Origin of the sequence: Microbacterium trichothecenolyticum (assembly GCF_000956465.1) — a bacterium.
Classification (GTDB): Bacteria; Actinomycetota; Actinomycetes; order Actinomycetales; family Microbacteriaceae; genus Microbacterium; species Microbacterium trichothecenolyticum.
Genome location: NZ_JYJA01000026.1, coordinates 89,282 through 114,250 on the forward strand (window position 1 = coordinate 89,282; position 24,969 = coordinate 114,250).

Annotated in this window: 21 protein-coding genes; 14 read left to right on the plus strand and 7 right to left on the minus strand. The window is 69.4% G+C overall.

The window, feature by feature from the left end:
- The first annotated feature begins 6 nt into the window (after window positions 1-6).
- Both RS82_RS04240 and RS82_RS04245 read left to right on the plus strand, forming a co-directional pair.
- Window positions 7-669 carry a YoaK family protein gene (locus RS82_RS04240; RefSeq protein WP_084695447.1) on the plus strand — a complete coding sequence of 221 codons (663 nt, stop codon included), beginning with the start codon at window positions 7-9 and terminating at the stop codon, window positions 667-669.
- Between the two features lie 140 nt (window positions 670-809).
- Entirely contained in the window at window positions 810-1,838 is a 1,029-nt protein-coding gene (locus tag RS82_RS04245) for an NADPH:quinone reductase (RefSeq protein WP_045297135.1), read from the plus strand.
- Between the two features lie 122 nt (window positions 1,839-1,960).
- Here the strand turns inward: RS82_RS04245 and RS82_RS04250 are convergent, their stop codons facing one another.
- Window positions 1,961-3,448: an HNH endonuclease signature motif containing protein gene (locus tag RS82_RS04250; protein WP_045297137.1), complete on the minus strand. Its 1,488-nt coding sequence runs from the start codon at window positions 3,446-3,448 to the stop codon at window positions 1,961-1,963.
- 238 nt (window positions 3,449-3,686) lie between these two features.
- Between RS82_RS04250 and RS82_RS04255 the strand changes: the two genes are divergently transcribed.
- The 6 genes from RS82_RS04255 (at window position 3,687) to RS82_RS20605 (ending at window position 9,886) form a co-directional block, all read left to right on the plus strand.
- Entirely contained in the window at window positions 3,687-4,097 is a 411-nt protein-coding gene (locus RS82_RS04255; protein WP_045297139.1) for a nitroreductase/quinone reductase family protein, read from the plus strand.
- 115 nt (window positions 4,098-4,212) lie between these two features.
- Window positions 4,213-5,604 carry an AAA family ATPase gene (locus tag RS82_RS04260; protein ID WP_045297141.1) on the plus strand — a complete coding sequence of 464 codons (1,392 nt, stop codon included), beginning with the start codon at window positions 4,213-4,215 and terminating at the stop codon, window positions 5,602-5,604.
- A gap of 78 nt (window positions 5,605-5,682) precedes the next feature.
- Window positions 5,683-7,725: a vWA domain-containing protein gene (locus tag RS82_RS04265; RefSeq protein WP_045297143.1), complete on the plus strand. Its 2,043-nt coding sequence runs from the start codon at window positions 5,683-5,685 to the stop codon at window positions 7,723-7,725.
- Window positions 7,726-8,065: 340 nt separating this feature from the next.
- On the plus strand, window positions 8,066-8,230 hold the full coding sequence (locus tag RS82_RS21305; protein ID WP_169748670.1) for a hypothetical protein: 165 nt from the start codon (window positions 8,066-8,068) through the stop codon (window positions 8,228-8,230).
- A gap of 82 nt (window positions 8,231-8,312) precedes the next feature.
- Window positions 8,313-8,627 (plus strand): TraR/DksA family transcriptional regulator, encoded by a 315-nt coding sequence (locus tag RS82_RS04270; RefSeq protein WP_045297144.1) that lies wholly within the window; start codon window positions 8,313-8,315, stop codon window positions 8,625-8,627.
- A 545-nt stretch (window positions 8,628-9,172) separates the two neighbouring features.
- On the plus strand, window positions 9,173-9,886 hold the full coding sequence (locus tag RS82_RS20605) for a head GIN domain-containing protein (protein ID WP_052676691.1): 714 nt from the start codon (window positions 9,173-9,175) through the stop codon (window positions 9,884-9,886).
- 78 nt (window positions 9,887-9,964) lie between these two features.
- Here the strand turns inward: RS82_RS20605 and RS82_RS04280 are convergent, their stop codons facing one another.
- Entirely contained in the window at window positions 9,965-10,504 is a 540-nt protein-coding gene (locus RS82_RS04280; RefSeq protein ID WP_211255854.1) for a GNAT family N-acetyltransferase, read from the minus strand.
- 70 nt (window positions 10,505-10,574) lie between these two features.
- On the opposite strand from RS82_RS04280, the gene RS82_RS04285 reads away from it, so the two are divergent.
- On the plus strand, window positions 10,575-11,369 hold the full coding sequence (locus tag RS82_RS04285; protein WP_084695449.1) for an IclR family transcriptional regulator: 795 nt from the start codon (window positions 10,575-10,577) through the stop codon (window positions 11,367-11,369).
- A gap of 15 nt (window positions 11,370-11,384) precedes the next feature.
- Here the strand turns inward: RS82_RS04285 and RS82_RS04290 are convergent, their stop codons facing one another.
- The 3 genes from RS82_RS04290 to RS82_RS04300 are packed head-to-tail and all read right to left on the minus strand — an operon-like array spanning window position 11,385 to window position 14,876.
- Window positions 11,385-12,137 (minus strand): IclR family transcriptional regulator, encoded by a 753-nt coding sequence (locus RS82_RS04290; RefSeq protein WP_045297145.1) that lies wholly within the window; start codon window positions 12,135-12,137, stop codon window positions 11,385-11,387.
- Between the two features lie 39 nt (window positions 12,138-12,176).
- Window positions 12,177-13,325 carry an alanine racemase gene (gene alr, locus RS82_RS04295; protein WP_045297146.1) on the minus strand — a complete coding sequence of 383 codons (1,149 nt, stop codon included), beginning with the start codon at window positions 13,323-13,325 and terminating at the stop codon, window positions 12,177-12,179.
- Window positions 13,326-13,352: 27 nt separating this feature from the next.
- Window positions 13,353-14,876: an amino acid permease gene (locus RS82_RS04300; RefSeq protein ID WP_045297147.1), complete on the minus strand. Its 1,524-nt coding sequence runs from the start codon at window positions 14,874-14,876 to the stop codon at window positions 13,353-13,355.
- 285 nt (window positions 14,877-15,161) lie between these two features.
- Between RS82_RS04300 and RS82_RS04305 the strand changes: the two genes are divergently transcribed.
- The 3 genes from RS82_RS04305 to RS82_RS04315 are packed head-to-tail and all read left to right on the plus strand — an operon-like array spanning window position 15,162 to window position 19,002.
- Complete coding sequence (locus RS82_RS04305; protein ID WP_045297149.1) at window positions 15,162-16,217, plus strand: homoserine dehydrogenase; 1,056 nt, start codon at window positions 15,162-15,164, stop codon at window positions 16,215-16,217.
- Window positions 16,214-17,626 carry an aldehyde dehydrogenase family protein gene (locus RS82_RS04310; protein WP_211255855.1) on the plus strand — a complete coding sequence of 471 codons (1,413 nt, stop codon included), beginning with the start codon at window positions 16,214-16,216 and terminating at the stop codon, window positions 17,624-17,626. Before RS82_RS04305 ends, RS82_RS04310 begins: the two co-directional genes overlap by 4 nt.
- Window positions 17,623-19,002 carry an aspartate ammonia-lyase gene (locus RS82_RS04315; RefSeq protein ID WP_045297150.1) on the plus strand — a complete coding sequence of 460 codons (1,380 nt, stop codon included), beginning with the start codon at window positions 17,623-17,625 and terminating at the stop codon, window positions 19,000-19,002. The genes RS82_RS04310 and RS82_RS04315 overlap by 4 nt, the downstream gene beginning before the upstream one ends.
- A 32-nt stretch (window positions 19,003-19,034) precedes the next feature.
- Here RS82_RS04315 and RS82_RS04320 read toward each other — a convergent pair whose 3' ends face one another.
- Window positions 19,035-19,478: an Lrp/AsnC family transcriptional regulator gene (locus RS82_RS04320; RefSeq protein ID WP_045297151.1), complete on the minus strand. Its 444-nt coding sequence runs from the start codon at window positions 19,476-19,478 to the stop codon at window positions 19,035-19,037.
- A 121-nt stretch (window positions 19,479-19,599) separates the two neighbouring features.
- Here RS82_RS04320 and RS82_RS04325 point away from each other — a divergent pair, with 121 nt between their 5' ends.
- Together RS82_RS04325 and mmuM are read left to right on the plus strand one after the other, a co-directional pair.
- A complete protein-coding gene (locus RS82_RS04325) occupies window positions 19,600-20,871 on the plus strand; it encodes a trans-sulfuration enzyme family protein (protein ID WP_045297152.1) in 1,272 nt (423 codons plus the stop codon).
- Window positions 20,871-21,767: a homocysteine S-methyltransferase gene (gene mmuM, locus RS82_RS04330; protein ID WP_045297153.1), complete on the plus strand. Its 897-nt coding sequence runs from the start codon at window positions 20,871-20,873 to the stop codon at window positions 21,765-21,767. Before RS82_RS04325 ends, mmuM begins: the two co-directional genes overlap by 1 nt.
- Window positions 21,768-21,858: 91 nt before the next feature.
- On the opposite strand, the gene RS82_RS04335 is transcribed toward mmuM, so the two are convergent.
- The gene (locus tag RS82_RS04335) at window positions 21,859-24,876 is read right to left on the minus strand and encodes an alpha-mannosidase (RefSeq protein WP_045297155.1); all 3,018 of its coding nucleotides are present in this window, start codon (window positions 24,874-24,876) and stop codon (window positions 21,859-21,861) included.
- Window positions 24,877-24,969 lie beyond the last annotated feature (93 nt).

The window sequence follows — 24,969 nt, forward strand, 5'->3', positions numbered from 1 at the left end:
GCTGTCATGGTGAGGGGCCTGAGCAGGAGGGGGCTCGCGGCGGCTGTGATGCTCGCGGGTCTCGCCGGATACGTCGACGGCTTCGCGTTCGTCTTCCTCGGCGGGTACTTCGTGTCGTTCATGACCGGCAACACCACCCGCGCGAGCGTCGACGTGTCGCAGCTCTCGCTCGTGAGCGCAGCGTTCGCGCTGACGCTGATCGTTGCGTTCGTGATGGGCGTGATGGCCGGCACGCTCGTGCCCGGGGATCGCGCGCGCGGGCAGCTGCGCGTGCTGCTTCTGATCCTCAGCCTGGTGTGCGCCGCCGCGATCCTCGCCGGATTCGAATGGCGCTGGGCGAGCGGATGCTGCCTCGCCTTCGCGATGGGCGCGCTCAACACCGTCTTCGCCCGAGGTGGCCAGGTCGCCTTCGGGGTCACGTACATGACGGGTGCGCTCGTGAAGGTCGGGCAAGGTCTGGTCGGCGCGATGCGCGGCCAGGCCGGCACCGGGTGGCCGCGGCATCTGCTGCTGTGGGCGTCGATCGCCTCCGGCGCGGTGCTCGGCGCCGCGGCATCCGCCTGGATCGGGCAAGGAGCGCTCTGGATCATCGCGGGCGCGTTGGCCGTCCTTCTCGCGATCAGCTGGATCGTACGGGCGCGCCCCCCGCGCGCCGGATCGGTGGGCTGACACTCGCCCTCCTGAGGAACCGGGCCGACGGGTTGCGGCGGGTCTTCGGCAGGGAGTGCGCACCACCGCATGGACGGTGCCGGTCTCCACGGCAACGCGGATCGGAAATGCCGACGGCACCGGACGCGTTGGCGTGTGGCATGCGATCGATCGTCTACTCCCGCACCGGAAGCTCGTCCGTCCTCTCGCTCGCGGAGCGCGAGCCCGCGATTCCCGGGCCCGGGGAAGTGCGCGTGAAGGTGGCCGTCTCGGGCGTGAATCCGACGGATTGGAAGGCGCGGGCCGGAAGCGGAGCGAAGCCGGCGTTCGACGAGGTCGTGCCGAATCAGGATGGTGCGGGTGTCGTCGACGCCGTCGGCGACGGGGTGACCGAACTCGCCGTGGGCGACCGCGTGTGGCTGTATCTCGCCCAGCACCAGCGCCCGACGGGCACGGCGCAGGAGTACACCGTCGTTCCTGCCGAACGGGCGGTGAAGCTGCCGGATGGTGTCGGCTTCGACGTGGCAGCGAGCATGGGTGTGCCCGCGATGACGGCGCACCGGGCGCTCACGGTGCACGAGTTCGGACCCGCGCGGCTGGCGCCGGGTTCGCTCGGCGGACGTGTCGTACTCGTGGCCGGGGGAGCCGGTGCCGTCGGACACGCGGCGATCCAGCTCGCGGTCTGGGCGGGTGCGACGGTGATCGCGACGATCTCGAGCGAAGAGAAGGCGTCGCTCGCGCGTGCCGCGGGTGCTCACCACATCGTGAACTACCGCGATGAGGATGCCGCCGGCCTGATCGCCGCGATCGCGCCCGGCGGCGTCGACCACATCGTCGAGGTGTCGATCGCGCAGAACGCCGGGCTCGATGGTCAGGTGGTCGCGAATCACGGTTCGATCGCGTACTACGCCGACAACGGTGGCGAGCAGGCAACCGTCCCGGTGCGGCCGACCTTCGCGAAGAACGTGCGCATCCAGGGGCTGCTGCTGTACACGGTCGGCGCAGCCGCCTTGGAAGCCGCCGCCGAGGACATCACCGCCGCGCTGCGCGACGGCGCACTCCCCGTGGGAGAGGCGGCGGGGCTTCCGCTGACGTGGTTCTCTCTCGAGGAGACCGCGGCGGCCCACGACGCCGTGGAGCAGGGCGCCGTGGGCAAGGTGCTCGTCGACGTCTCGGGGGAGAACCGCTGAGGACGAATGCCGCCGCCCTGCCCGCAGAAGCAGGCGGGAGTGGGGCGCGACGCGCACCGCTCGGGACGAGTCGGGGACAGTCCGGACCCGCCGCCCGGTGATGGGTGCGTCGCGCCCCGCCGCTACCCGGCGGGGATGAGTCTTCGCGGCGCTGGTCGGAGGTCGCCGAAATCGTATCGGCGAGCCACCCGAGTCGGCAGCGCGGTGGGTGGAAGTCCGGGGCGATGGAGGACGAAGTCCTCCTTCCCGTTTCTCGTGATCCGCCACCCATGGTGGTGCAGATTCATGTGGTGGAACGGACACAGCAGGATGCCGCGGTCGATGTCGGTGCGGCCGCCTTGTGCATACGGATCGATGTGATGCGCCTCGCAATACGATGCGGGGCGGTCGCACGCGGGGATGCGGCATCCGCCATCCCGAATCGCGAGCGCGATGCGCTGCTTGGGGGTGAAGAGCCGCGCCTCTCGTCCGAGATCGAGCGGATTGCCCGCCGGATCGAGGGTGACGGTCATGGTGGCGGTGTCGCAGGCCCGGGTACCGATGATCCAGCCCGGCAGCGTCGCGCCGGTGTCTTCGGCCAGCGCAACCGCAGGGCGTCCGTCCCACGGGTCGTCCCGGGCGGCTCGAGTGGCGACGACGCGGATGCCTGCCTGGCGGGTGCCGAACACGGCCTGGGCGTCGGCGAGCGCGCCCGCACGGACGATGTCCATCATCAGGTCGTACGCGAGCTGGTCGTTGGTGCGCGGATCGTTCTGCAGCTCCTGAGCCCGCGCGGCCTCGTCGGGGTCGACGAAGCGCGGTCCGCCGCGACGCGGACGCAGTGCGGTGCCGATGATCGTCTCGATGCCGGCCGCGCCGATGTCGTCGAACGTGAAGCTGCCGCGCCGCACCCCATCGCGGTCGGTCCAGGTGCGGAACGAACGTGCCTCGAACCGCTCGTCGAAGCGGCGCTCCGCACCCTCGGGGTCGAGCAAGTCGCGCAGGGCTCTCGCGGCGGTCACCAGTTCTTCGACGGTACGCACCTGCGCTTCATCGATCAGGTGCGTCGCCGCCGTGGCCCACGCATCGCGCGCGTGGTTCTCGTCGTCTGCATCCGATCCGGTCGGCGGCACCCCGAGCCCACGGAAGATCGCGTCGTGCTGCGCAGACGTGAGCGCGCCCGACATGAGCGCCGCGCCGAGCGCCGCGTGCCACGGGTGTGGCGCCGGCGCTGCTGAGACGGGGGCCGTGGTGGCCTCGCCGTCACCAGCATCGGCTTCAGCAGGAACGGATGCCGCGGCCAGCGCCTCGCCGATGCGCACCTGCTTCGTGGCGTCTGCGCGCGTGCTGCCGGTGAGGTCCTGGATCAGCGACACCGCCGAGCGGTGCCCGCGCTTCTGGGCGAGTCCGCCGTGCCCGGCATCCCTCGTGGAGCGAGCTGCCACGACCCCGGACGCCGCGATCCGGAGGGACTCCCCGGCACGGACGAGTGTCGTGGCACTCCGGATCACCGACAGCAGATCGTCGTCATCGAGCTCCTGCGCCGTTGCCGGAATGCCGGCCGCGTCACCGTCTCCGAACGCCGCGCGCAGCGCGTCGAGCGCCGCTTGCATGTCGGAGAAAATATCCATGATTCATTGTGTCAAACACCTCCGACATTCGAACAAAAGGACGCATCCTGCATCCATATCGACGCTGGCCTCAGCGCCGTCCGGAGGCGCAACCGGAGGAGGGTTCGGCGGCCGCCGAGCCCCAGGAGATCGCCTCGGCGCCGTGGCCTCCGGGAGCATGGGCCGCACAGGTCGGCCTGCATGACGATGGAAGTCGCGGTCGGTTCCGTTCCGGCGGAATCCCCGGTAGAGAACGAGTATGGATGCCGCGATCGAGACCGCCCTCGCCCTGACCGACGACGCGCCCTTCGCGCAGCGTGTGGTCGACATCACCACGCGGGGAGCCCGCTCCCAGCAGCTCCGCCGGATCGAGATCTGGTTCCACAATGTCGACGGCGAGGTGTACATCACCGGCACTCCCGGCGCCCGGTCGTGGTACGCGAACCTGCTCGCCCACCCCGAGTTCACCTTCCACCTGAAGCACGAGGTGCGGGCCGACCTTCCGGCGACGGCGACCGCGATCATCGACCCGCAGGAGCGCACCGAGGTGCTGAGCGCGATCGTGGACGGCATCGACGCGATCTACTCAGGGCGCGCCTCGCGTCCGGAGTTCGCGCCCGTCGAGGAGTGGATCGATCGCAGCCCCCTGGTGCGGGTGAACTTCAACTGACGCGGGCGCGCGCCGCGGCGCGGCTGGAACGGGTTCGCACGAGGCGCGGACTCGCGTCGCGATGGATTTCCCGTATGCGGCCCCGAGCCCGGCGCACCAGGCGTAGCCTCCCGGCATGACACCTTCGCCTTCCGGAATCACGACGGCCGGCCAGCTGCGCGCATCGGGTCACACCTATCGCCCGGTCCGCATCGAGCTCCGCGAGAACCTCCTCCGGGCGCTCGCCACAAACACCGACCCGTGGCCCGGCATCCACGGCTTCGACACCACCGTCATCCCGCAGCTCGAGCGCGCGATCCTCGCCGGACACGACATCGTCCTGCTAGGTGAGCGCGGCCAGGGCAAGACCCGCCTCCTCCGCAGCCTCAACGGGCTGCTCGACGAGTACAGCCCGGTCATCGAGGGGTCGGAACTCGGCGAGCATCCGTTCCACCCCATCGCCCCAGCATCCATTCGTCGTGCGAACGAGCTGGGCGACGACCTGCCCGTGAACTGGCGCCACCGCAGCGAGCGATACGCCGAGAAGCTCGCGACCCCCGACACGTCGGTGGCCGACCTCATCGGCGACGTCGATCCGATCAAGGTCGCCGAGGGGCGCTCGCTCGGCGATCCCGAGACGATCCACTACGGGCTCGTGCCGCGCAGCAACGGCGGCATCGTCGCGATCAACGAGCTGCCCGACCTCGCCGAGCGCATCCAGGTGTCGCTTCTCAACGTCATGGAGGAGCGCGACATCCAGATCCGCGGCTACGTGCTGCGCCTGGATCTCGACGTGCTCGTGGTCGCCACCGCGAACCCCGAGGACTACACGAACCGCGGCCGCATCATCACGCCGCTGCAGGACCGCTTCGGCGCCGAGATCCGCACGCACTACCCGCAGACGATCGACGAGGAGATCGCCGTCATCCGCCAGGAGGCCGACCTTGTGGCCGAGGTGCCCGCGCACCTCCTCGAGATCCTCGCGCGCTTCACGCGGAACCTTCGGGAATCGGATGCTGTGGACCAGCGCGCGGGCGTATCCGCGAGGTTCGCGATCGCCGGCGCCGAGACGATCGCCGCGGCGGCTCTGCATCGCGCGACGCGCCAGCACGAGGAGGTCGCCGTGGCGCGTCCGGTCGACCTCGAGACCGCGGTGGACGTGCTCGGCGGCAAGATCGAGTTCGAGACGGGGGAGGAGGGCCGCGAGCGCGCCATCCTCGAGCACCTGCTGCGTACGGCGGTGGCCGACACGGCTCGTGCGCACCTGCGGGGGCTGGACTCGCGTGCGCTGGCGGATGCCCTGCACACCGGTGCGACGGTGATGACCGGCGAGCAGATTCCTGCGGCCGAGGTTCTGTCCGCGATGCCGGTGCTGGGCGAGTCGGACTTGTACGACCAGGTGGCGGATCGCCTCGAGGCGGTGACGCCGGGGGAGCGTGCCGGTGCGCTGGAGCTGCTCCTCGAGTCGCTGTACCTGGAGAAGAAGATCGGCAAGGACAGCGCAGGCGGTGAGACGGTCTATGGCTGACGACGCCCGCATTCCCCAGGCGTTTCGACTTCTGGCGCCGCAGCGCCCCCCGCTCAACCGAGTTCCGAGGCATCCGTAATGCCCCGCTCCTTCCACCGCACCCCTGCGCACACCTCCCGCTACGGCCGCTACGCCGGGGGTGACCCGCTCGCGCCCCCCGTCCCCATCCAGTCCGCTCTCGAGGCGATCGGGCGTGAGGTCATGGAAGGAACCTCCGCCGAGCGCGCGATGCGCGAGTACCTCCGCCGCGGCGACCAGAACCGTCTCGGCCTCGACGAGCTCGCCCGCCGCGTCCGTGAGCGTCGAGCCCAACTCACCCAGCGCCACCGCCTCGACGGCACCCTCGAAGAGGTCCGTCGCCTGCTCGACCACGCCGTGCTCGAGGAGCGCAAGCACCTCGTCCGCGACGTCGATCTCGACGATGACACCAGAGCCTTCGCCGAGATGCGGCTCGAGAACCTCCCCACCAGCACCGCCGCGGCGGTCAACGACCTCGCCGACTACGACTGGCAGAGCCCGACCGCGCGGGCCGACTACGACCGCATCCGCGAGCTGCTCGGCCGTGAGCTGCTGGATCAGCGCTTCGCCGGCATGAAGAACGCGCTCGAGAACGCCACGGATGCTGATCGCCAGGCGATCCGCGACATGCTCAACGATCTCAACGACCTGCTCGAGAAGCGCCGGCTCGGCGAGGACACGCCCGAGGACTTCGACGAGTTCATGCGCAAGCACGGGGATCAGTTCCCCGAGAATCCGCAGAATCTCGATGAGCTGATGGATGCCTTGGCGCAGCGTGCTGCGGCTGCCCAGCGCATGCTCAACTCGATGACCCCCGAGCAGCGGGAGGAGTTGATGAGCCTCGCCGAGCAGGCGTTCGGCTCGCCCGATCTCATGCAGTCGCTGTCGCGTCTCGACGACAATCTGCGCTCACTTCGACCCGGCGAGGACTGGTCGGGCTCAGCATCCTTCTCCGGAGATCAGCCGACGGGTCTCGGCGAGGCGACGGGCATCATGCAGGACCTCTCGGACCTCGATTCGCTGACAGATCAGCTCGGGCAGATGTATCCGGGCGCGCGCATGGACGACATCGATCTCGACGCGCTCGAGCGGCTGATGGGCGAGGACGCCGCCGTCAGTGCTCGCACGCTGCGCGAGCTGGAGCAGGAGCTGAGGGACACCGGGATGCTGCAGCGCGCGTCCGACGGGCAGCTCAGGCTGACCCCGCGGGCGATGCGGCAGCTGGGGCGGGCGCTGCTGCGTGACATCGCGACGCAGCAGTCGGGTCGCACGGGTCGTCGGGAAACGCGCAACGTCGGCGCCGCCGGCGACCGCACCGGCTCGACGCGCGAGTGGGCGTTCGGCGACACGGAGCCCTGGGACATCCCCCGCACGGTGTCGAACGCGGTGCTGCGGACCGTGCTCGACGGGGGTGATGTCGCGGACGGCGTGCGGCTCGACACCCGCGACGTCGAGGTGGTCGAGACCGAGCAGCGCACGCAGGCCGCCGTCGCGCTGCTGGTGGATACGTCGTTCTCGATGGCGCTGGATGGTCGCTGGGTGCCGATGAAGCGCACGGCGCTCGCCCTCCACCACCTCATCTCGACGCGGTTCCGAGGCGACAAGCTGCAGCTGATCGCGTTCGCGCGTCACGCCGAGGTGATCGACATCGAGCAGCTCACGGCGAAGGACTCGGTGTGGGACAAGGGCACCAATCTGCAGCACGCGCTGTTGCTCGCGCAGCGGCACTTCCGCAAGAATCCCACGGCGCAGCCCGTGCTGCTCATCGTCACCGATGGCGAGCCGACGTCGCATCTGCGTCCGGACGGGAGTGTGTTCTTCGCGTATCCGCCGGACTCGCGGACGGTGGCGGTCACGGTGCGCGAATTGGATGCGGTGCAGCGGATGGGCGCCCAGACGACCTTCTTCCGGCTGGGGGAGGATCCGGGGCTGGCCCGGTTCATCGATGCGCTGGCGCGACGGGCGGGCGGTCATGTGGTGGCGCCGGAGCTGGACGACCTCGGTCGCGCGGTGGTCGACAGCTATCTCGGGGCGAGGGCCACGGGGCGCGGGAAGCCGGAGGACTTCGGCGACATGCTGCAGGGCCGCTCGTGGTGGTGGTGACCCGCATCGCCGCCACGTGATCGAAAGAGTTCCGCGGGCCCCCCACAGCGAGGAGCCCGCGCTGTTCGTCAACCGGACGCGCCCTTGCGTGGCTTGATGAACGCTCGTGGCTCCTGGCTCGCGCGCTTCTCGGCGCGCTTCTCCTTCGGTGACGACTGAGCGACCTTCTTCGTGTCGCGTGCTCGCGGTGATCGGCCTGACATGCGGACTCGCTTCCCCTGTTGGCTGGCGGGTGAACCCACGACCATAGCCGTCTTCCTGGGAAAGTCAACTCGCGTAACCAGAGAGCAGAAAAAACCGCTGACTTGCCTTTTTCTGGAAGCGAGCTAGGGTGATGGCCATGACCCCGATGACCCGCCCGCACCGCACGGAGCGTCTCGCCGACGCCTCCGTGGTGACGGCTGTGGTCGACATCGCGGGCGCTCGCCACGAGGTGCTGCCGCCCCGGCGGAGCGACGCGGATGCTCTGCACATGCAGTCCACCCGTCGCGTCGCGCCGCCGTGATGACCCATCCGATCGATCGGTTCAACCGGACAACCCAGCGCGTCGCACCTGCGGCGCTTTTTTTGTACCCCGAGGAGCATCGATGCCCATCGAAACCCACGAACCCGTCCCTCTCCCCGACGTGCAGCGCGAGCTCGAGCGGCAGCTCGAGGAACGGCTCGCCGTTCTCCAGGAGCTCGAGCCGTTCGCTCTGCCGAGCGTCGATCCCGTCGCGTACCAGTCGGCGGCATCCCACCGGATCGCGATCGAGCAGATCACCGCGGCGCTCAATCGCATCACCCTCGGCACGTACGGCCGCTGCACCCGGTGCGGAAGTCAGATCGCACCCGCGCGACTCGAGGTTCTCCCGCACGCAGCCGCCTGCATCGAGTGTCAGAGCCATGCCGAAGCCGCGTAGCCGCAAGCCGGTCGATATCCCGTCCGTGCCGCCGGTCGCACGAGTCCTGGCCGCAGGCGCTCATCCCGGAGAAGCACCCGCGCCGTCGTTTCCCGCCCGGGTCATCGTTCGAGCAGGCGCGCTCTTCCGTCTGCGAGGCGACCGTCAGGTTGTGCACCGCACACTCGTCGGTCGCGGCTCTACGATGCCGCCCGCTCCGATTGCTGCGTCTGCAGATGCGGACGCCGGCCCGGCGAGCACCTTCCGCGGTGCCACCGCTCGCTACGTCGCGTTCGGCTGAATCCGACTGAAACTCGCACGATCAGGTGCGGGGTCGGTCGTCGTGGTGGGGAGCGAGGCCGCGGTTCGGCGAAGCATCCACTTCGTCCAGGACGGCGCGCCGGTGCCGAGGTGGGTGGCGCGAGACCGCTCGTCGTTCCATCATGGTGAGGATGGGCGTGGCTGGGAGCGCTCAGGCTCCACGCGTTCGCCCTTCGCCCGGCGACGGGAGGTCGACGGCCGCTGAGGACCTGTCGGCAGACCTTCGATGGCGGAAGGAGTCACCGATGAACCAGAACGGATGCCGACTGCCGGGCGCCCTCGCCGTCGCGGCGTCGGTCCTCGCCCTGTCGGGGTGCTCACTGATGATCCCCGTCGGGCCGATGACCTCCGAGGAGCGGGATATCGGCGAGGTGTCGCGCGTCGTGCTCGACACCTCCGGTGATCTCGTCGTGTCTGAGGGGGAGCCGGCGCTCACGGTGCACGCGCCGGAGGGGGCGATCGATCGCCTGACCTCCGAGGTGGACGGCGACACCCTCGTGCTGGCCGCTGAGCCCGGCTTCACGATGGGGTTCGGAGACGTGCGGTACGACCTGACCGTGCCAAGCCTGGAGCTGATCGAACTGAACGGCTCGGGCGATGTCGAGGCGACGGTGTCGGCAGACGGCACCGTGCGCCTCGACATCGACGGTTCGGGAGACGTCGACTGGTCGCGCATCGCGGCTGATCGCGTCGAGGTGCGCCTCTCGGGCTCGGGCGACGTCACGCTGACGGGCTCTGCCGCCGAGCTCTCCGTCGACCTGGAGGGCAGCGGATCCGTCGACGCCGAGGAGCTCGAGGCGCAGGATGCCGTCGTCAACCTCTCCGGATCCGGCGAGGTCGACGTCGCTGCGAGCGACAGTCTTTCGGTCGACCTTTCGGGCAGCGGTCAGGTCACGTACTCGGGTGACCCGGGTACGGACGTGCGCGTGTCGGGCTCGGGGGACGTCATCCGGCGCTGAACGCAGCACGCTCACAGGGTCAGCCCGTTTCTGCCCGGGCCGCGACGTCGCGGACGGCAGCTGCGCGGCAACGTGCGGTCAGAGACGCATGCTCAGGACGATTCGGCGTGAGCCGTTCGCCTGCTGATCATCATCGACTCGGTGCATCCCGACCTTCTCGGCCACTCGCTCGGAGGCGCGATTGTCTGGATGGATGATGGCGACCAGCTCCCGTGCCTCGACGTGTTCGCGCGCGAAGTCGCGGCACGCAAGCGCAGCCTCGGATGCCATGCCCTGGCCTTGCCACTGAGTGGCGACGTGGTACCCCACTTCGAGCTTCTTGACTCCGTTGACTTCTTGCCAGGTCAGTCCGCAGTCTCCGACGAAGTCGCCCTCGTGTGTCTCGATGATCCAGAGCCCGTACCCGTGCTCCGCGTAGTTGCGCTGGTTCCACTCGATCCACGCCGCGGCTTGCTCGCGGGTCTTCGGCGCGGGGTAGAACCGCATGACATCGGGGTCGCTCAGCAGGCCCGCCATTGCATCGAGGTCGGCCCGCCCCATCTGGCGAAAGCGAAGTCTTGCCGTGTCCGGGGGAAGCACCTCAGCACCATAGCGGAATGCATCCGGCGTGCGCGGCATCCCCGATTCCGTGTTTCATGACCCGCCTGGTGAGCCGAGCCGCAACGGCCCACCTCGATATCCTCTCCTTGTGACCCCGCGTGACGATGTCGCTCTCGAGCGGACCAGTATGGGCCGCGGGATGGACGTGGTGTCCTGCGTGGCTGACATGTCGGCGGCGAGCGGGGAGGGCGTGTCGGTGCAGGCCATCGCCCGAGCGCTGGAGCGCGATCGGTCGCAGGTCTCGCGCACGCTTGCTGCGCTGGCGGATGAGCGGTTGGTGTCGCGAGGTCCCGACGGTCGCTACCGATTGGCGTGGGGCTGGTACGCCTCTGCGGAGCAGCTGGTCGAAAGACGGCTGCGCAGCGAGGGTCTCACGATCCTGGACCAGCTGTCAGAGTCCGTGGCGGAGGCGTGCTTCCTCGGAGTCCTCGAGGGCGATGCGACGGTCACGATCGTCGAGAGCGTGCCGCCAGCCGCCCGGTTGATCGGTTCGTGGATCGGGCGAGCGTATCCGGCGTTCTGCAGCGACGCGGGCCAGGCGGTGTTGTGGGATGCCTCCGATGAGGAGGTCCGCGGTGTGTTCAGCCGCACGAGCTTCCGCAGCGCCGGCCCGAATGCGGCGGCGTCGGTCGATGAGTTCCTCGTGCGCCTGCGGGAGGCGCGGGCCAGGGGCTACGCGATCGTGGCGGAGGAGGCCGAGCCGGGCCTCTACTCGGTCTCGGCGCCGGTGTGGGACTTCCGGGGCGAAGTCATCGCCGGCCTGCAGATCGTGGGGGAACGGCACCGCCTGGAGTCGAGGTCGGAGGCTCTGGGAGCGGCGTGTGTCGACGCTGCGCAGCGTCTGTCGGCGATGCTCGGCGCGGGCGAGGCTCGGGGCGAGTGACCCGGAGCGGGCTGCTCACGGCTCCTGGATGAGCCGGCTCAGCCGTGCGCAGGCGTCGCGAAGCGCACTCTGGGCTTCGCGTGTGCGGCGCTCCGAGATCGCGCCGCTGCTGATGCCGATAGACACCACGATGCCGCGCTGATCGCGGATCGGCAGTGCGAAGTCCCGCACGCCTTCGACGTATTCCTCGCGGGCATCCACCATGCCGAGGTCGCGGTCCCGCTCGAGCAGCTGCTGGAGCTGATCGACCGATCTTGCCGCGCCGGGACCGCCGACTCCGACGAACTGCACGTCGGCGAGGAGGGCTTCGAGGTCATCGCGCGTGTGGTCCCACAGGAGGGCCCGTCCGGGTCCGGTGCACCAGATGGGGGTCAGGATGCCGGGGCGCAGGTAGTCCGCGGAGACTCCCGGGCCCTTCTCGGAACGGAGCAGGATCGCGCCCGGTCCCTCGGCGGCGACCAGTTGCGCCGGAACCCCTAACGTGGAGGCGAGCACGCGCAGACTCTCGCGTGCTGCTCGGAGCCACGGACGGCTCAGGGCCCCGGCGGCGCGGAAGAAGCCGTCGCCCGCCTTGAGCACCGCAGCGTTGTCGCGATCGAGGTAGCCCAGGTCTCGCAGCTCGCGTGTGAGGCGCGAGACGCGACTGCGCTCGATGCCGGTGGTCTCGGCTAGGCGTGAGGCGTTGTGGCCCTGCCTTCCCGATCGCTCCTGGGCCACCGCCGCGTCCAGCAGCGCGAGACCCTGCAGGAGTGAGGACGGGGCGCTCATGATCTGGGGTGCTTTCTGGGCCGATGGACGCGGAGCCGGTCACAGGGTGGGGACCGCTTCGGAAGCCGCCACGTCGACGACGACGCGCGGGTTCAGCCGAGCCCACGCGGTGTACGAGCCGGCGGCGATGGTTCCGCTTGCCCGTTCGATGTCGGCGGAACGGATCTGTGCGGATCCCTGCCGCCCGTAAAGTACCACTTCGTCGCCGATCTGAGCCGACGGCACCTGGGTCACGTCGACCACGAGACTGTTCATGGCCAGCCGATCGATCACCGGCGCGAAGGTGCCGTGGACGAGAACGTGCGCCCGGCCGCCCAGCGTGCGCGGGTACCCGTCGGCGTAGCCGACGGTTATGACGGCAAGCCGGCTGGCGCGATCGATGCGTGCGGCCCTGTCGTATCCGACCGTGCTGCCCGCCGGGTACGGGTTGATCGCCGCGATGCGCGACACCAGCCTCATGGCCGGACGCAATCCAGGGACTGCGGCTGACGTGTCGCCGTAGAGCGCGGCACCGATCCGGACCATGTCCATGCGCGAGTCGGGGATGGTCAGCGCCGCGTACGAGGTGGCGCAGTGCTTCTCGAAGCGGCCGCGCGGAGCACCCAGCACCCGCTCGGCCGCGCCGGCCTGGTTCCGGAAGGTGAGGGTGCCGGCCCGCACATCGTCGGCGTCTTCGCAGGGGAAGTGAGAGCAGATTCCGACGATGGCGAGCTCAGGGCTCGCGGCGATGCGTCGGAGGTGAGGCTGCGACTGAGGCTCGTCCCAGTCCATTCCATCTCGACTGAGGCCCGTGGAGTTGAGGGAGAGATGGACGCTGAGAGGACGCCCGAGCGAGCGGGCGGCTGCGATCACGACACCTGCGTGATCGCCGCCTCCCACCCACTCCTCGATATCGAGCCGGCCGCCCTCCTGGATCTCTTCGCGCAGTGCCGCCCGGAGGCGGATGATGCGTCCCGAGAATCCCCGCCGGCGGGCCTCCTCGGCCTCCTGGTTCGAGGTGATCCCGATTGTGTCGACCCCGGCCGCCATCAGGATGGGCAGGACGACCGGGATGCCGTGGCCATAGGCATCCGCTTTCACCACCCCGCAGAGCCGCGTCGTGATGCCGACCTCGCCTCGAACGACGTCGAGGTTGTGGGCGATGGCGCCGGCGTCGATCTCGACCCAGACGGGACTCGTGGTGCTCATGCGTGGCGGTGGCCTGGTCGGCGTGGTCTACCCGCGGGGCTGACGGATGGGCTCTTCGGCGGCGGGGTCGTCGACCAGGTCCACGGGAGCTTCCTCCGACACGGCGACGACCGGGCGCGCGCCGCGGCGTCCGTAGCGCCACCAGAAGAACAGGTAGCACAGCCCCACGAACGGAACCCCGAAGTACAGGGCGGCGACCTGGTTCGGGTCGAACGCGATGGCCACCAGCGAGATCGACAGCAGCACGAACGCCAGGATGGGCAGCACCGGGTACAGCGGGGTGCGGTACGGCAGCGTCGTGATGTCGCCGCCTTCGCGCACGAACCGGCGGCGGTGGAAGAACTGCGACGCCACGATCGACATCCACACGGCGACCACGGCGAAACCCGCGATCGACACCAGCACCAGGTACACCGTCTGCGGCGCGATCACGCTGGAGATCAGCGAGACGAGGCCGAGCGCCAGGCTGACCGTGAGGGCCACGAGCGGGATCCCTCGGCGGGTGAGGCGCTGCAGCACCCGCGGCGCGTGCCCTTCCTCGGCGAGGGAGAACAGCATGCGGGCGCACGAGAACAGGCCACTGTTGCCGGCCGACAGCAGTGCGGTGATGATGACGAAGTTCATGATGTCGGCGGCGTAGGGGATGCCGACGTACTCGAACACGTCCACGAACGGGCTGCTGGTCAGGCCGGCATCCTCGTAGGGGAGAAGCGCGGCGATGACCGTGATCGACCCCACGAACAGGATCAGCAGGCGCAGGACCGTCGACCGGATGGCCCGGGGGATGTTCTTGCCGGGGTCCTTGGTCTCACCGGCGGCGACGCCGATCAGCTCGGAACCGCTGAACGCGTAGAAGACGGCGAGGGCGGTGACGACGACGCCGGCGACGCCGCCCGGGAACAGGCCCTCAGGGGTGACGAAGTTGCTGAACAGCGGAGCAGCCGGGTGCTCGCTCGACAGCGGGGTGAAGCCGAAGATCGCCATGCCGCCGAACACGATGAGCGCGACGATCGCGACCACCTTGATCAGCGAGAACCAGAACTCGGTCTCACCGAAGACCCTCGCCGAGATCGCGTTGATGGTGAACAGCGCCAACGCGAAGATCAGGCACCAGACCCACACGTCCACGCCGGGGAACCAGCGCTGCATCAGGATGCCGGATGCCGTGAACTCCGAGCCGAGGGCGACGACCCAGCACAGCCAGTACAGCCACGCGGTGGTGAAGCCGGTGGCGGGGCCGATGGACCGTGCCGCGTAGATGTGGAACGCGCCCGAGACGGGATAGGCCAGCGCCAGTTCGCCGAGGCAGGCCATCACCAGCCAGACCACGAACGCGCCGATGAGGTAGGCGATGATCGCGCCCAGCGGGCCGGCCTGGCTGATGGTGTAGCCCGAACTCAAGAAGAGTCCGGAGCCGATCACCCCGCCGAGGGCGATCATGATCAGGTGTCGGGCGTCCATCGAGCGCTGCAGTCGTCGCAGCGGCACTTGGGTCGCGGTGGTGTGGGGGAGAGCGTTCGGCAGCGCACTCTCTTTGGGCAGCGGGCTCATGACTTCTCGCATTCGAGTCGGGAGTCGGTGTGGGGATGTCGCCGTGCTACATCATCACAACCATGTGTCTATGATGCACGACGCGCGTGTCGGGCAGATTACGGGGCGCGGGGGTCGGTGCACAAGACATCCGCGGGAATTCGCGGCGCGCGGGGGCGATTCGGGCAGACCTTCTCCGCGGTGGTCAGTTTGACATCCTGTGCGAGCGATCCGTCAGGCGCGGACTGACGCGACCGCTGGGGATGCTGAGTCGAACCTCTTCCCGATTCTTTGAAGGAGCTCGACGTGGACCGTCATGACATTGCGCTGATCGGCTTCGGCGGCGTCAACCGTGCGCTGGCGCAGATCATCCTCGACCGCGGCGACGAACTCGCCGCCGACCTCGGCTTCGCTCTGCGCGTCGTGGCGATCACGGACCTCCGTCTGGGATCGCTCATGCAGGCCGACGGCATCGACCTGGCCGACGTGTTCGCCATGCGCGACGGCGAGACCTTCGCCGGCCGCCCCGGGGGAACGGCGGCGCCGCAGAACGACTACGTGATCCGCAACAGCACGGCCGACATCGTGGTCGAAGCGACCTTCACCAACCCCATCGACGGGGAGCCGGGGATCTCGCACGTGCGCGCCGCGCTGGAGAGCGGGAAGAGTGTCACCACGACGAACAAGGGCCCGGTCGCGCTGGCCGGGCTCGAGCTGAACCGCCTCGCGGCCGCGAACGGCCTCACGTTCCAGTACGAGGGCTCGGTGGTCAGCGGCACGCCGATCCTGCGGTTCGCCTCCGAGACGCTTCAGGGGCTGCGCATCGACGCGGTCGAGGGCATCCTCAACGGCACCAGCAACTACGTGCTCGGTAAGATGGAGTCGGGCATGACGCTGGACGTCGCGGTGGCGGAGGCTCAGTCGCTCGGTTACGCGGAGGCTGATCCGACGGCCGATATCGAAGGCTCCGACGTGCAGCTGAAGGTCGTGATCCTCGCCAACGAGCTCCTCGGTGCCGACATCACCACGGCCGACGTGACCCGGCGGGGGATCTCCGAGGTCTCGGCCGCCGACATCATCGACGCGGCGGCGCAGGGCAAGCGCTACAAGCTGATCGGGTCGGCGTTCCGCAACGCCGCCGGGACGGTCACCGCCAAGGTCGAGCCGGTGGCGCTGCCGCTGACGCACCCGCTGGCCAGCGTCACCGGCCCGACGAACGCGGTGTCGTTCGACACCGATCTGCTCGGCACCGTGACCGTCTCCGGCCCCGGTGCGGGGCGCATCGAGACCGCCTACGCCCTGCTGTCAGACATCATCGCGATCGACGCGCACCAGCGTGCTCGCGTCGAGGCCGGCCGGTGAGCACGGTGGAGGACACGCAGGCCATCATCTCCGGGTACCCCGACTTGATCGTCACGAGCCCGTTCGATGGTGAGGTGATCGGCGCCGTGCCGCAGAGCGGTCCGGCCCAGCTCGAGCAGATCCTGCAGCGTGCTCGCACCGGGTTCCGGCTGTCGCGGTCGTTGTCGCGGTTCTCGCGGCACGAGATTCTCCAGCGGGCGTCGGCGCTGCTGCGCGAGCACGCGGAGACCGCCGCCGACCTGATCGTGCGTGAGGCGGGAAAGACAGTCCGGCAGGCACGAAAAGAGGTGTCTCGTGCGGTCATGACACTCTCGCTGTCGGCCGACGCGGCCCGCTCCGACCCCGGGGAGGTCGTCCCCTTCGATGCGTTCCAGGGGTCCGAGAACCGCCGGGGGTGGTTCACCCGCGAGCCGCTCGGCGTCATCGTCGCCATCACCCCCTACAACGACGCGCTGAACCTCGTCGCGCACAAGCTGGGGCCGGCCATCGCCGGCGGCAACTCTGTCGTCCTCAAGCCGTCGCAGCTGACCCCGCTGACCGCGCGGTTCCTCGTGGACCTGCTCATCGACGCGGGCCTGCCCGACGAGATCATCACTGTGGTGCACGGCGACCGTGAACTGGCGCAGGCGCTGATCTCGGCCCGCGAGGTGCGCATGGTCTCCTTCACCGGTGGGTTCGCGACGGGGGAGGCGATCGCCCGCAACGCCGGTCTGAAGAAGCTGGCGATGGAACTGGGCGGCAACGCACCGGTCATCGTGTTCTCGGACGCGGACGTTCCCGCCGCGGTCGAGGCGTGCGTGTCGGGCGCGTTCTGGGCTGCCGGGCAGAACTGCGTGGGCGCGCAGCGCATCCTGGTGCAGCGCGAGGTGTACGAGGAGTTCCGCGACCGTTTCGCGGCGCAGACCGTCGCCCTGAATGCCGGCGACCCGCGAGACGAAACCACCGATGTCGGCCCGATGATCTCCATCGCGTCGGCCGAGGCCGCTGAGCGGCTCGTCGAGGATGCCGTCGCCGTGGGCGCGCGTGTGCTCGCAGGGCACCGGCGGGACGGGGGTGTGTACTGGCCGACCGTCGTCGAGGGAGTGCCGTTCTCGTGCGAGCTGTGGGCCGACGAGGCGTTCGCGCCGGTGGTCGTGCTGTCGCCGTTCGACACCGAGGAGCAGGCGATCGCGCAGGCGAACGATGTCGACTACGCGCTGCACGCCGCCACCTTCACTCGCGACATCACACGTGCGCTGCGCGTGTCGGAGCAGCTCGACGCCGGCGGCGTGATGATCAACGACTCCTCCGACTACCGCGTGGACAGCATGCCGTTCGGCGGCTCGAAGTACGGCAGCATGGGCCGCGAAGGCGTGAGATTCGCGTACGAGGAGATGACCCAGCCCAAGGTCGTCTGCATCAACACATGAACCGCCCCGAGACCCGACTCGAGCGCGATTCGCTCGGCGAGCTGGCGGTGCCTGCCGGCGCGTACTGGGGCATCCACACGGCCCGGGCCCTCGAGAACTTCACGATCAGCAGCACGCCGATCTCACAGCATCCCGATCTCATCGATGCGCTCGTCATCGTGAAGGATGCCGCCGCCGCCGCCAACCATGAGCTCGGGCTGCTGCCGGCAGGCGTGACGGACGCCATCGCGGTCGCTTGCCGCCGGGTGCGCGACGGCGAACTGCACGACCAGTTCTGTGTCGACGTGCTGCAGGGCGGCGCGGGCACCAGCACGAACATGAACGCCAACGAGGTGATCGCCAACGCCGCCCTGGAGCACCTGGGGGTGCCGCGCGGCCGCTACGACCTGGTTCACCCCATCAACGACGTGAACCGGAGCCAATCGACCAACGACGTCTACCCGACCGCGGTCAAGATCGCCGTGGCGAAGGGCCTGCTGCGGCTCATGCCGGCGCTGGAGGAGCTCGCCGCGGCGTTCGAGGAGCGAAGCGTCGCGTTCGGCTCGATCGTCAAGATCGGCCGTACCCAGCTGCAGGATGCCGTGCCGATGACGCTCGGCGACGAGTTCGCCGCGTTCGCCGTCGCCATCCGCGAAGACGTGGCGCGCATCGGCGACACGGTGCCGCTGCTGCTGGAGTGCAGCCTGGGCGGGACCGCCGTAGGAACCGGAGTGACCGCTCCGGCCGGCTATCGCGAGATCGCTCTGGAACGGCTCAGTGAGCGTTCCGGACTCCCGATGACCCCGGCGGCGCACCTGTTCGAGGCGAGCTGGGACGCCAGCGCCTTCCTGCAGTCGTCCGCGGTGCTGCGCCGCAGCGCGATCAAGCTGTCGAAGATCAGCAACGATCTGCGGCTGCTCGCCAGCGGTCCGCAGGCGGGACTGGGTGAGATCCGCCTGCCAGCGAGGCAAGCCGGGTCGTCGATCATGCCGGGCAAGGTGAACCCGGTGATCCCCGAGGTCATTAACCAGATCGCCTTCGCGGTCATGGGCGCCGACGTGACGATCGGCGTCGCCGCCGAAGGCGGCCAGCTGCAGCTGAACGCCTTCGAGCCGATCATGGCGCACTCGCTCCTGCAGTCGCTGAGCTGGGTGACCAACGGCGTCTCGGCGCTGCGGCGGTTCTGCGTGGAGGGCATCCAAGCCAACGACACCGTGCTCGAGCGCTACGTCGCCTCGTCCGTCGGTACGGTGACCGCCCTGGTGCCGTCCATCGGCTACGAGGCGGCCGCCCACGCGGCTCAGCACGCGCTTCGCACCGGCATCCCGATCGCCGACGCGGTGGCGCAGCACACGGAGCTCACTCGGGAAGAGGCGGCAGCGCTCCTCGCGCACTGAGGCGCTGCCGCCCGGATGCCCGGGCGGCAGCGTCACCGGCGATCGATCGCGCGCGACAGCGAGACCGCGGTCACGGTGTCGGCCACGCCGGGGAGGGCCGCGATCTGCTCCCAGATCTGACCCACGCGATCCATCGAGTCGGCTTCCAGCGTCACGAACAGGTCGTACGCTCCCGACAGCACGTCGCAGCGAGTGACCTCCGGGATGCCTCGCAACGCGGCGATCACCCGATCGTCGCGCATCCTGTCGACGCGATAGACCATGACCAGCGCGGTCACGCGTGGCCGCGACGCGGTTCCCCTGATGACGCTGTAGCCGGCGATGACGCCGTCGCGCTCCATGCGCTCGATGCGCTGACGCACCGCATTGCGCGAGAGATGCACCTTGCTCGCCAGAGCGACCATCGGCATCCTCGCGTCCGCGGTCAAGGCTGCGAGCAGCTGCTGGTCGATGTCGTCCAGATGCGATGCGGCCACGATGCCTCCGTGCGCGATTGGCAATTGCAAGTGTCAATGTCACACAGTACCGTAGACCGGGATGCTGTCGCAGACGGCTCCCCTTGATGGCACGTCTCTTCGCGGGAGAGTAAGGAACGAAATGTCGCAACGGCCGGACCGCCGACGGGCTGAGACCCTGTCAGACCTCACCCTCGCCGTGCACGGCGGCAATCGCCTCGACTCCACGAAGGCGCTGCGGACACCGTTGGTGATGGCGAACTCCTACGAGCTTCCCGACGATCCGAGCGACATCAGCTGGTCCGCCTCCGCGCCAGGGCTGTACACCCGGAACACCGGCGTCAATCAGGCAGGCCTCCAGGACAAACTCGCCGCCCTCGACGGCGGCGAAGACGCCGTGGCGCTCGCCTCCGGCGTCGCCGCCCTGCACGCCGTCTTCTTCACGCACGTCCGCGTCGGCGATCACGTCATCGTGAGCGACGTCACGTACGAGGCGACCTGGAGACTGTGGACCGAACTCCTTCCGCAGCGATACGGCATCGAGGCGACATTCGTCGACGTCGGCGATCTGGACGCACTGCGCGCAGCCTTGCGCCCCAACACCCGAATCGTCTGCATCGAGGCGATCGCGAACCCCACCACCAAGGTGGCGGACGTCGGTGCGATCGCGGAGATCACGCATGCCGCCGGGGCGATCCTCATGGTCGACTCCACGTTCACTCCACCGCCCTTCTACCGCCCGCTCGCCGACGGCGCCGATCTCGTCGTCCATTCCCTGACGAAGTACATCAACGGTCACGGCGACGCCATGGGCGGCGCCGTCATCGGCTCGCGCGAACTCATCGAGCCGATCAAGGCCGACGCCATGGTCGATGTCGGGGGAGTGATCTCGCCTTTCAACGCCTGGCAGATCCACCGCGGTTCGGTGACCCTCCCGTTGCGCCTCCGGCAGCACCTGGCATCCGCGCTCGCCGTCGCGGAGTTCCTGGAGAGCGATCCGCGCGTGGAGTACGTCTACTATCCCGGCCTGCCGTCACACCCCGAACACGACCTGGCGACGCGGCAGTTCGGCGGTCGCGGGTACGGCGGGATGATCGCCTTCGCCGTGGCCGGCGATCCCGACACCCAGAACCGGTTCGTCGCCAACCTCCGCCTCATCACGTCGGGCTTCTCTCTCGGGCACGACGACTCACTGATCGTGCACACCGGAACCGATGGCGCTCGCGTCGCCACCTACCCGCTGCCCTTCCGCACGTTCGGTCATCTGCGTCTCTCGGTCGGCATCGAAGAGACCTCCGACCTGCTCGCAGATCTCGAGGCGGCCCTCGATGCGACGTTCCCGTCGTCGGGGTGCCTCGTCGAGCCTCGTGCCGCAGACTCCGCCCTGACCCGATCGGGGAGGATGAGCAGGTGATGAACCCGACGACACCTCGCGTGATCGTGCTCGACGGCGGACTCTCCAATGCGCTCGCCGAACGTGGTCATGACCTCACCGACGAACTCTGGACTGCCCGACTGCTGCGCGATGCTCCGGGCGAGGTGGCTGCCGTGCACCGCGCGTACTTCGACGCGGGCGCGCAGGTCGCCACGACCGCGAGCTATCAGGCGAGCGTCGCCGGATTCGAGCACAGCGGCATGACGCGCGCCGAGGCGGAGAACCTCATCGCACGGAGTGTGACGATCGCCCGCGAGGTGCGCGACGACGTCGCCGAGTCAGCCGGTGACGACGTCGTGCGTCTGGTGGCGGCATCCGTCGGTCCCTACGGTGCGGTGCTCGCCGACGGATCGGAGTACCGGGGCCGGTACGGGTTGAGCCGCGCAGCGCTTCGCGACTTCCACGCCCCGCGAATCGAACTGCTCGCGAGCGCGGGGCCCGACATGCTCGCCTTCGAGACGATCCCCGACCTCGACGAGGTCTCGGTGCTCCTGGATCTCGCTGACGAGTTCGCGATCCCCGCCTGGTTGTCGTGCACGGTCTCGGGGGATCGACTTCGCGACGGCCGGCCGGCAGTCGAAGCCTTCGCCCTCGCCGGCGGCCATGACTCCATCGTGGCCGTCGGGGTGAACTGCTGCGCACCCGACGATGTGCTGCCGGCGGTGCGGGCGGCGACCGCCGCGAGCGGCAAACCCGCCATCGCCTACCCCAACTCGGGCGAGACATGGGACGGCGCAGCACGCCGATGGACCGGCGACGCGGAGTTCGACCTGGCCCTCACGACGGCGTGGGCGGAGGCGGGCGCGCACTTCATCGGTGGATGCTGTCGCATCGGGCCGTCAACCATCGCCGCGATGGCACGCGCACTGGGTTGACGATCCCGCTCCCGGTGCAGCTGCGTGGCGCGATGACGTGGGATCGGGGGCCGGAGATGCGCGACGAGAGAGGGTCCGAGCTCCTCTCCTCTCAGCGCCGGCGTCGGTAGCGGAGCGTGACGATCTCGAACGGCCGCAGCTCGAGCGTCGCCGATGAGGCGTCGTGCGCATCGCCGGTCGGGCGTTCGAGGAGGTCGGTGCGCTCGCAGCCCGCCGAATCGAACAGCGCCGTCACCGACACCGATCCGCGTCCGCCGGCCGACTCGTAGAGCCGGAGGATGACGTCGCCGGACTCGTCGTCGGCCAGCTTGACGGTCTCCGCCACGACCGTCTCGCTGCGAAGAGCGAAGAGGGCTTCGGCGGCGTGGTCGCCGACCACGCGTCGCACGGGCCGGTTGAGCCGGTACCCTTCGGCGACGGCATCACGGATGCCGGCATTCGGCCGCAACGCGATCCGCAGGGTGTGCGTGCCCTGGTCGGCCACGGGGTCGGGGAAGCGGGGCGCGCGGATGAGCGACATGCCCAGCGTGGTGGAGCGCCCGCCGCCGGTGCGCGGCGTCCGGCGCGCGTCGTGCCCGTAGGTGGAGTCGTTGGCGACCGCGACGCCGTAGCCGGGCTCGCCGATGTGCACCCAGCGATGCGCGCAGAACTCGAAGCGCGCGGCCTCCCACGAGGTGTTCTCGTGCGTGACGCGGTTGATGTGGCCGAACTGCGTCTCAGCCGCGCTGACGTCGGCATGCACGTCGATGTCGGTGTAGAGCTTCAGGAGCTTCTGGCTCTCGTGCCAGTCGATGACCAGCTCGAGATCCAGCGCGGGCGCGCCGGGCGCGAGTGTGAGCCGCTGCGTGACCCGCGACGCTCCGAAGGAGCGGACCACGACCACCGCCGCCGATCCGTCGTCGCCTGCGACCACGTCCAGCGAATCGGGGTGACCGGCGTCGAGCGGGGTGGCGTTGCGGCGATAGTGGTCGTCGATGTCCCAGGCATCCCATTCGTTGGGCGTGTCGCGATGCAGCACCAGCCGGTTCGCCGCACCGCCCGGAGCCACCGTCTCGCGGCCCGAGACCGCGTCGACGAGCGAGACGACGAGACCTCGCGGGTCGATGACGGCTCTCAGCACGCCGTTGTCGACCAGCACGCCGCCGTCGGGTCGGCGTTCCCAGGTCGCCGCCGATGCCGTCTCGTCAGGTGCGGCGATCGCGAACGCGTCGACGCCGTGGCCGGGCAGCGGCATCGGATTGGCGACGAGCGGCGTCGATCCTCTGCCGACGAGGGCCGCCGCGCTGCGATCGATGATCGTCGTCAGTTCCTCCTGGATCCGCGCGTGGTCGCGCTCGGCCTCGCGGTGGACCCAGGCGATGGAGCTGCCCGGCAGGATGTCGTGGAACTGCAGCAGCAGCACGTTCTCCCAGGCTCGTCGCAGTTCGTCGTAGGGGTACGGCTCACCCGTGCGGACCGCGGCCGTCGCCGACCACAGCTCCGCCTCGTGCAGGAGTCGCTCGCTGCGCCGGTTGCCCTGCTTGGTGCGCAGCTGCGAGGTGTAGGTGCCCCGGTGCAACTCGAGGTACATCTCACCGGACCACACCGGTGCGTCCGGATACTCCGCCTCGGCATCCGCGAAGAACCCGCTCGGCGCTGCGATCTCGACGCGAGGAAGGCCTTCCAGGTCGCGTGACCGCTCGGCCGCGGCGAGCATCTCGCGGGTCGGTCCTCCGCCCCCGTCGCCGAACCCGAAGGGCACCAGCGAGGTCGTGGCGGCACCGGCGTCCTTGAAGTTGCGCTCGGTGTGCAGCAGCTCGGCGGGAGTCAGCTCGGAGTTGTACGTGTCGGCCGGTGGCAGATGGGTGAAAACGCGTGTGCCGTCGATACCCTCCCACCAGAACGTGTGGTGCGGCAGCTGATTCACCTGGCTCCACGACAGCTTCTGCGTCAGGAACCAGCGGTTGCCCGTCCCGCGGACGATCTGAGGCAGCGCCGCCGAGTAGCCGAACGAGTCCGGAAGCCACACCTCCTCGGTCTCGACGCCGAGCCGCTCGCGGAAGTACCGCTTTCCGTGAAGGAACTGCCGGATCATCGACTCGCCGCCGGGCATGTTGGTGTCGGACTCGACCCACATGCCGCCGACGGGCACGAACCTGCCGGCCCGCACCTGCTCGCGAACGCGAGCGAACAGCGCAGGGTGGTGCTCCTCGAGCCACGCGTACTGCTGTGCGGAAGAGGCGGCGAAGACGAAATCCGGATGCCGCTGCATGAGCTCCAGCGCGTTCGCGAAGGTGCGCGCGACCTTGCGGATCGTCTCGCGGGTGGGCCACAGCCACGCGGAGTCGATGTGTGCGTGGCCCACCGCGACGATGCGATGACTCGACGCGTGCGCGGGGGAGGTGAGAAGGGGTGCGATGGCCTCGCGGGCAAGAGTCGCGGTCCCCGCGACGTCGTCGGGATCGACGATGTCGAGCATCCGCTCGAGTCCCCGCACGATGGCGTGGTGCCGGGGGGAGTCCTGCGGGAGCTCGAGCAGCAGTCCGCTGAGCACTCGGATGTCCTGCAGCAGCTCCCAGGCCGTCTCATCCCTCCGGACGAAGCCGATGGCGCCGAGCCGGTAGAGCGCGACGTCGCCCGATGTCAGCTTGTCGCCGAAGGGCGTGGCCGCGAACGTCCACTCGCCGGCGACGTCCGGGTTGGCGGCGGCCTCGATGTAGAGGGTGACATCGCCTTCGGCATCCGCCTCGAACGGCAGATGGTGGCTCCGCGGCGACACCGCCTTGAGGACGCTGCCGTCCGGGCGGAATGCCAGACCCTCGACCTGGAAGCCCGGACGATCGGCGGTGAAGCCGAGATCGCAGACGATCTCGGTGTGCTCGGGACTCCACCCCTCCGGCAGTCGCCCGGAGAGGCGGAACCACGTCGAGCTCCAGGCGCGGCCCCACGTCCAGCCGACCGGGGTCGGCTCGTACTCGCGGTCGACCGCGTCCGTGAACGGGACCGGCTCGTCGGGAACGGACCAGTGTGCGACCTGCAGTGGCTGGAACTCGGGGTGGACGGCGGGCTCGAGCCGTTCCCTGGTGAACCTCCGCAGGCGTGCCTGTACGTGCGACCGGTCGTCGTGCACCTTTGCTCCTCACTGCCGGGCCCCGCATCTTCGCATCGGAGTTGCCCGTCCCCGAGCGTACATGCAACGCTGTGGGAGCAACAACCGGTTTCA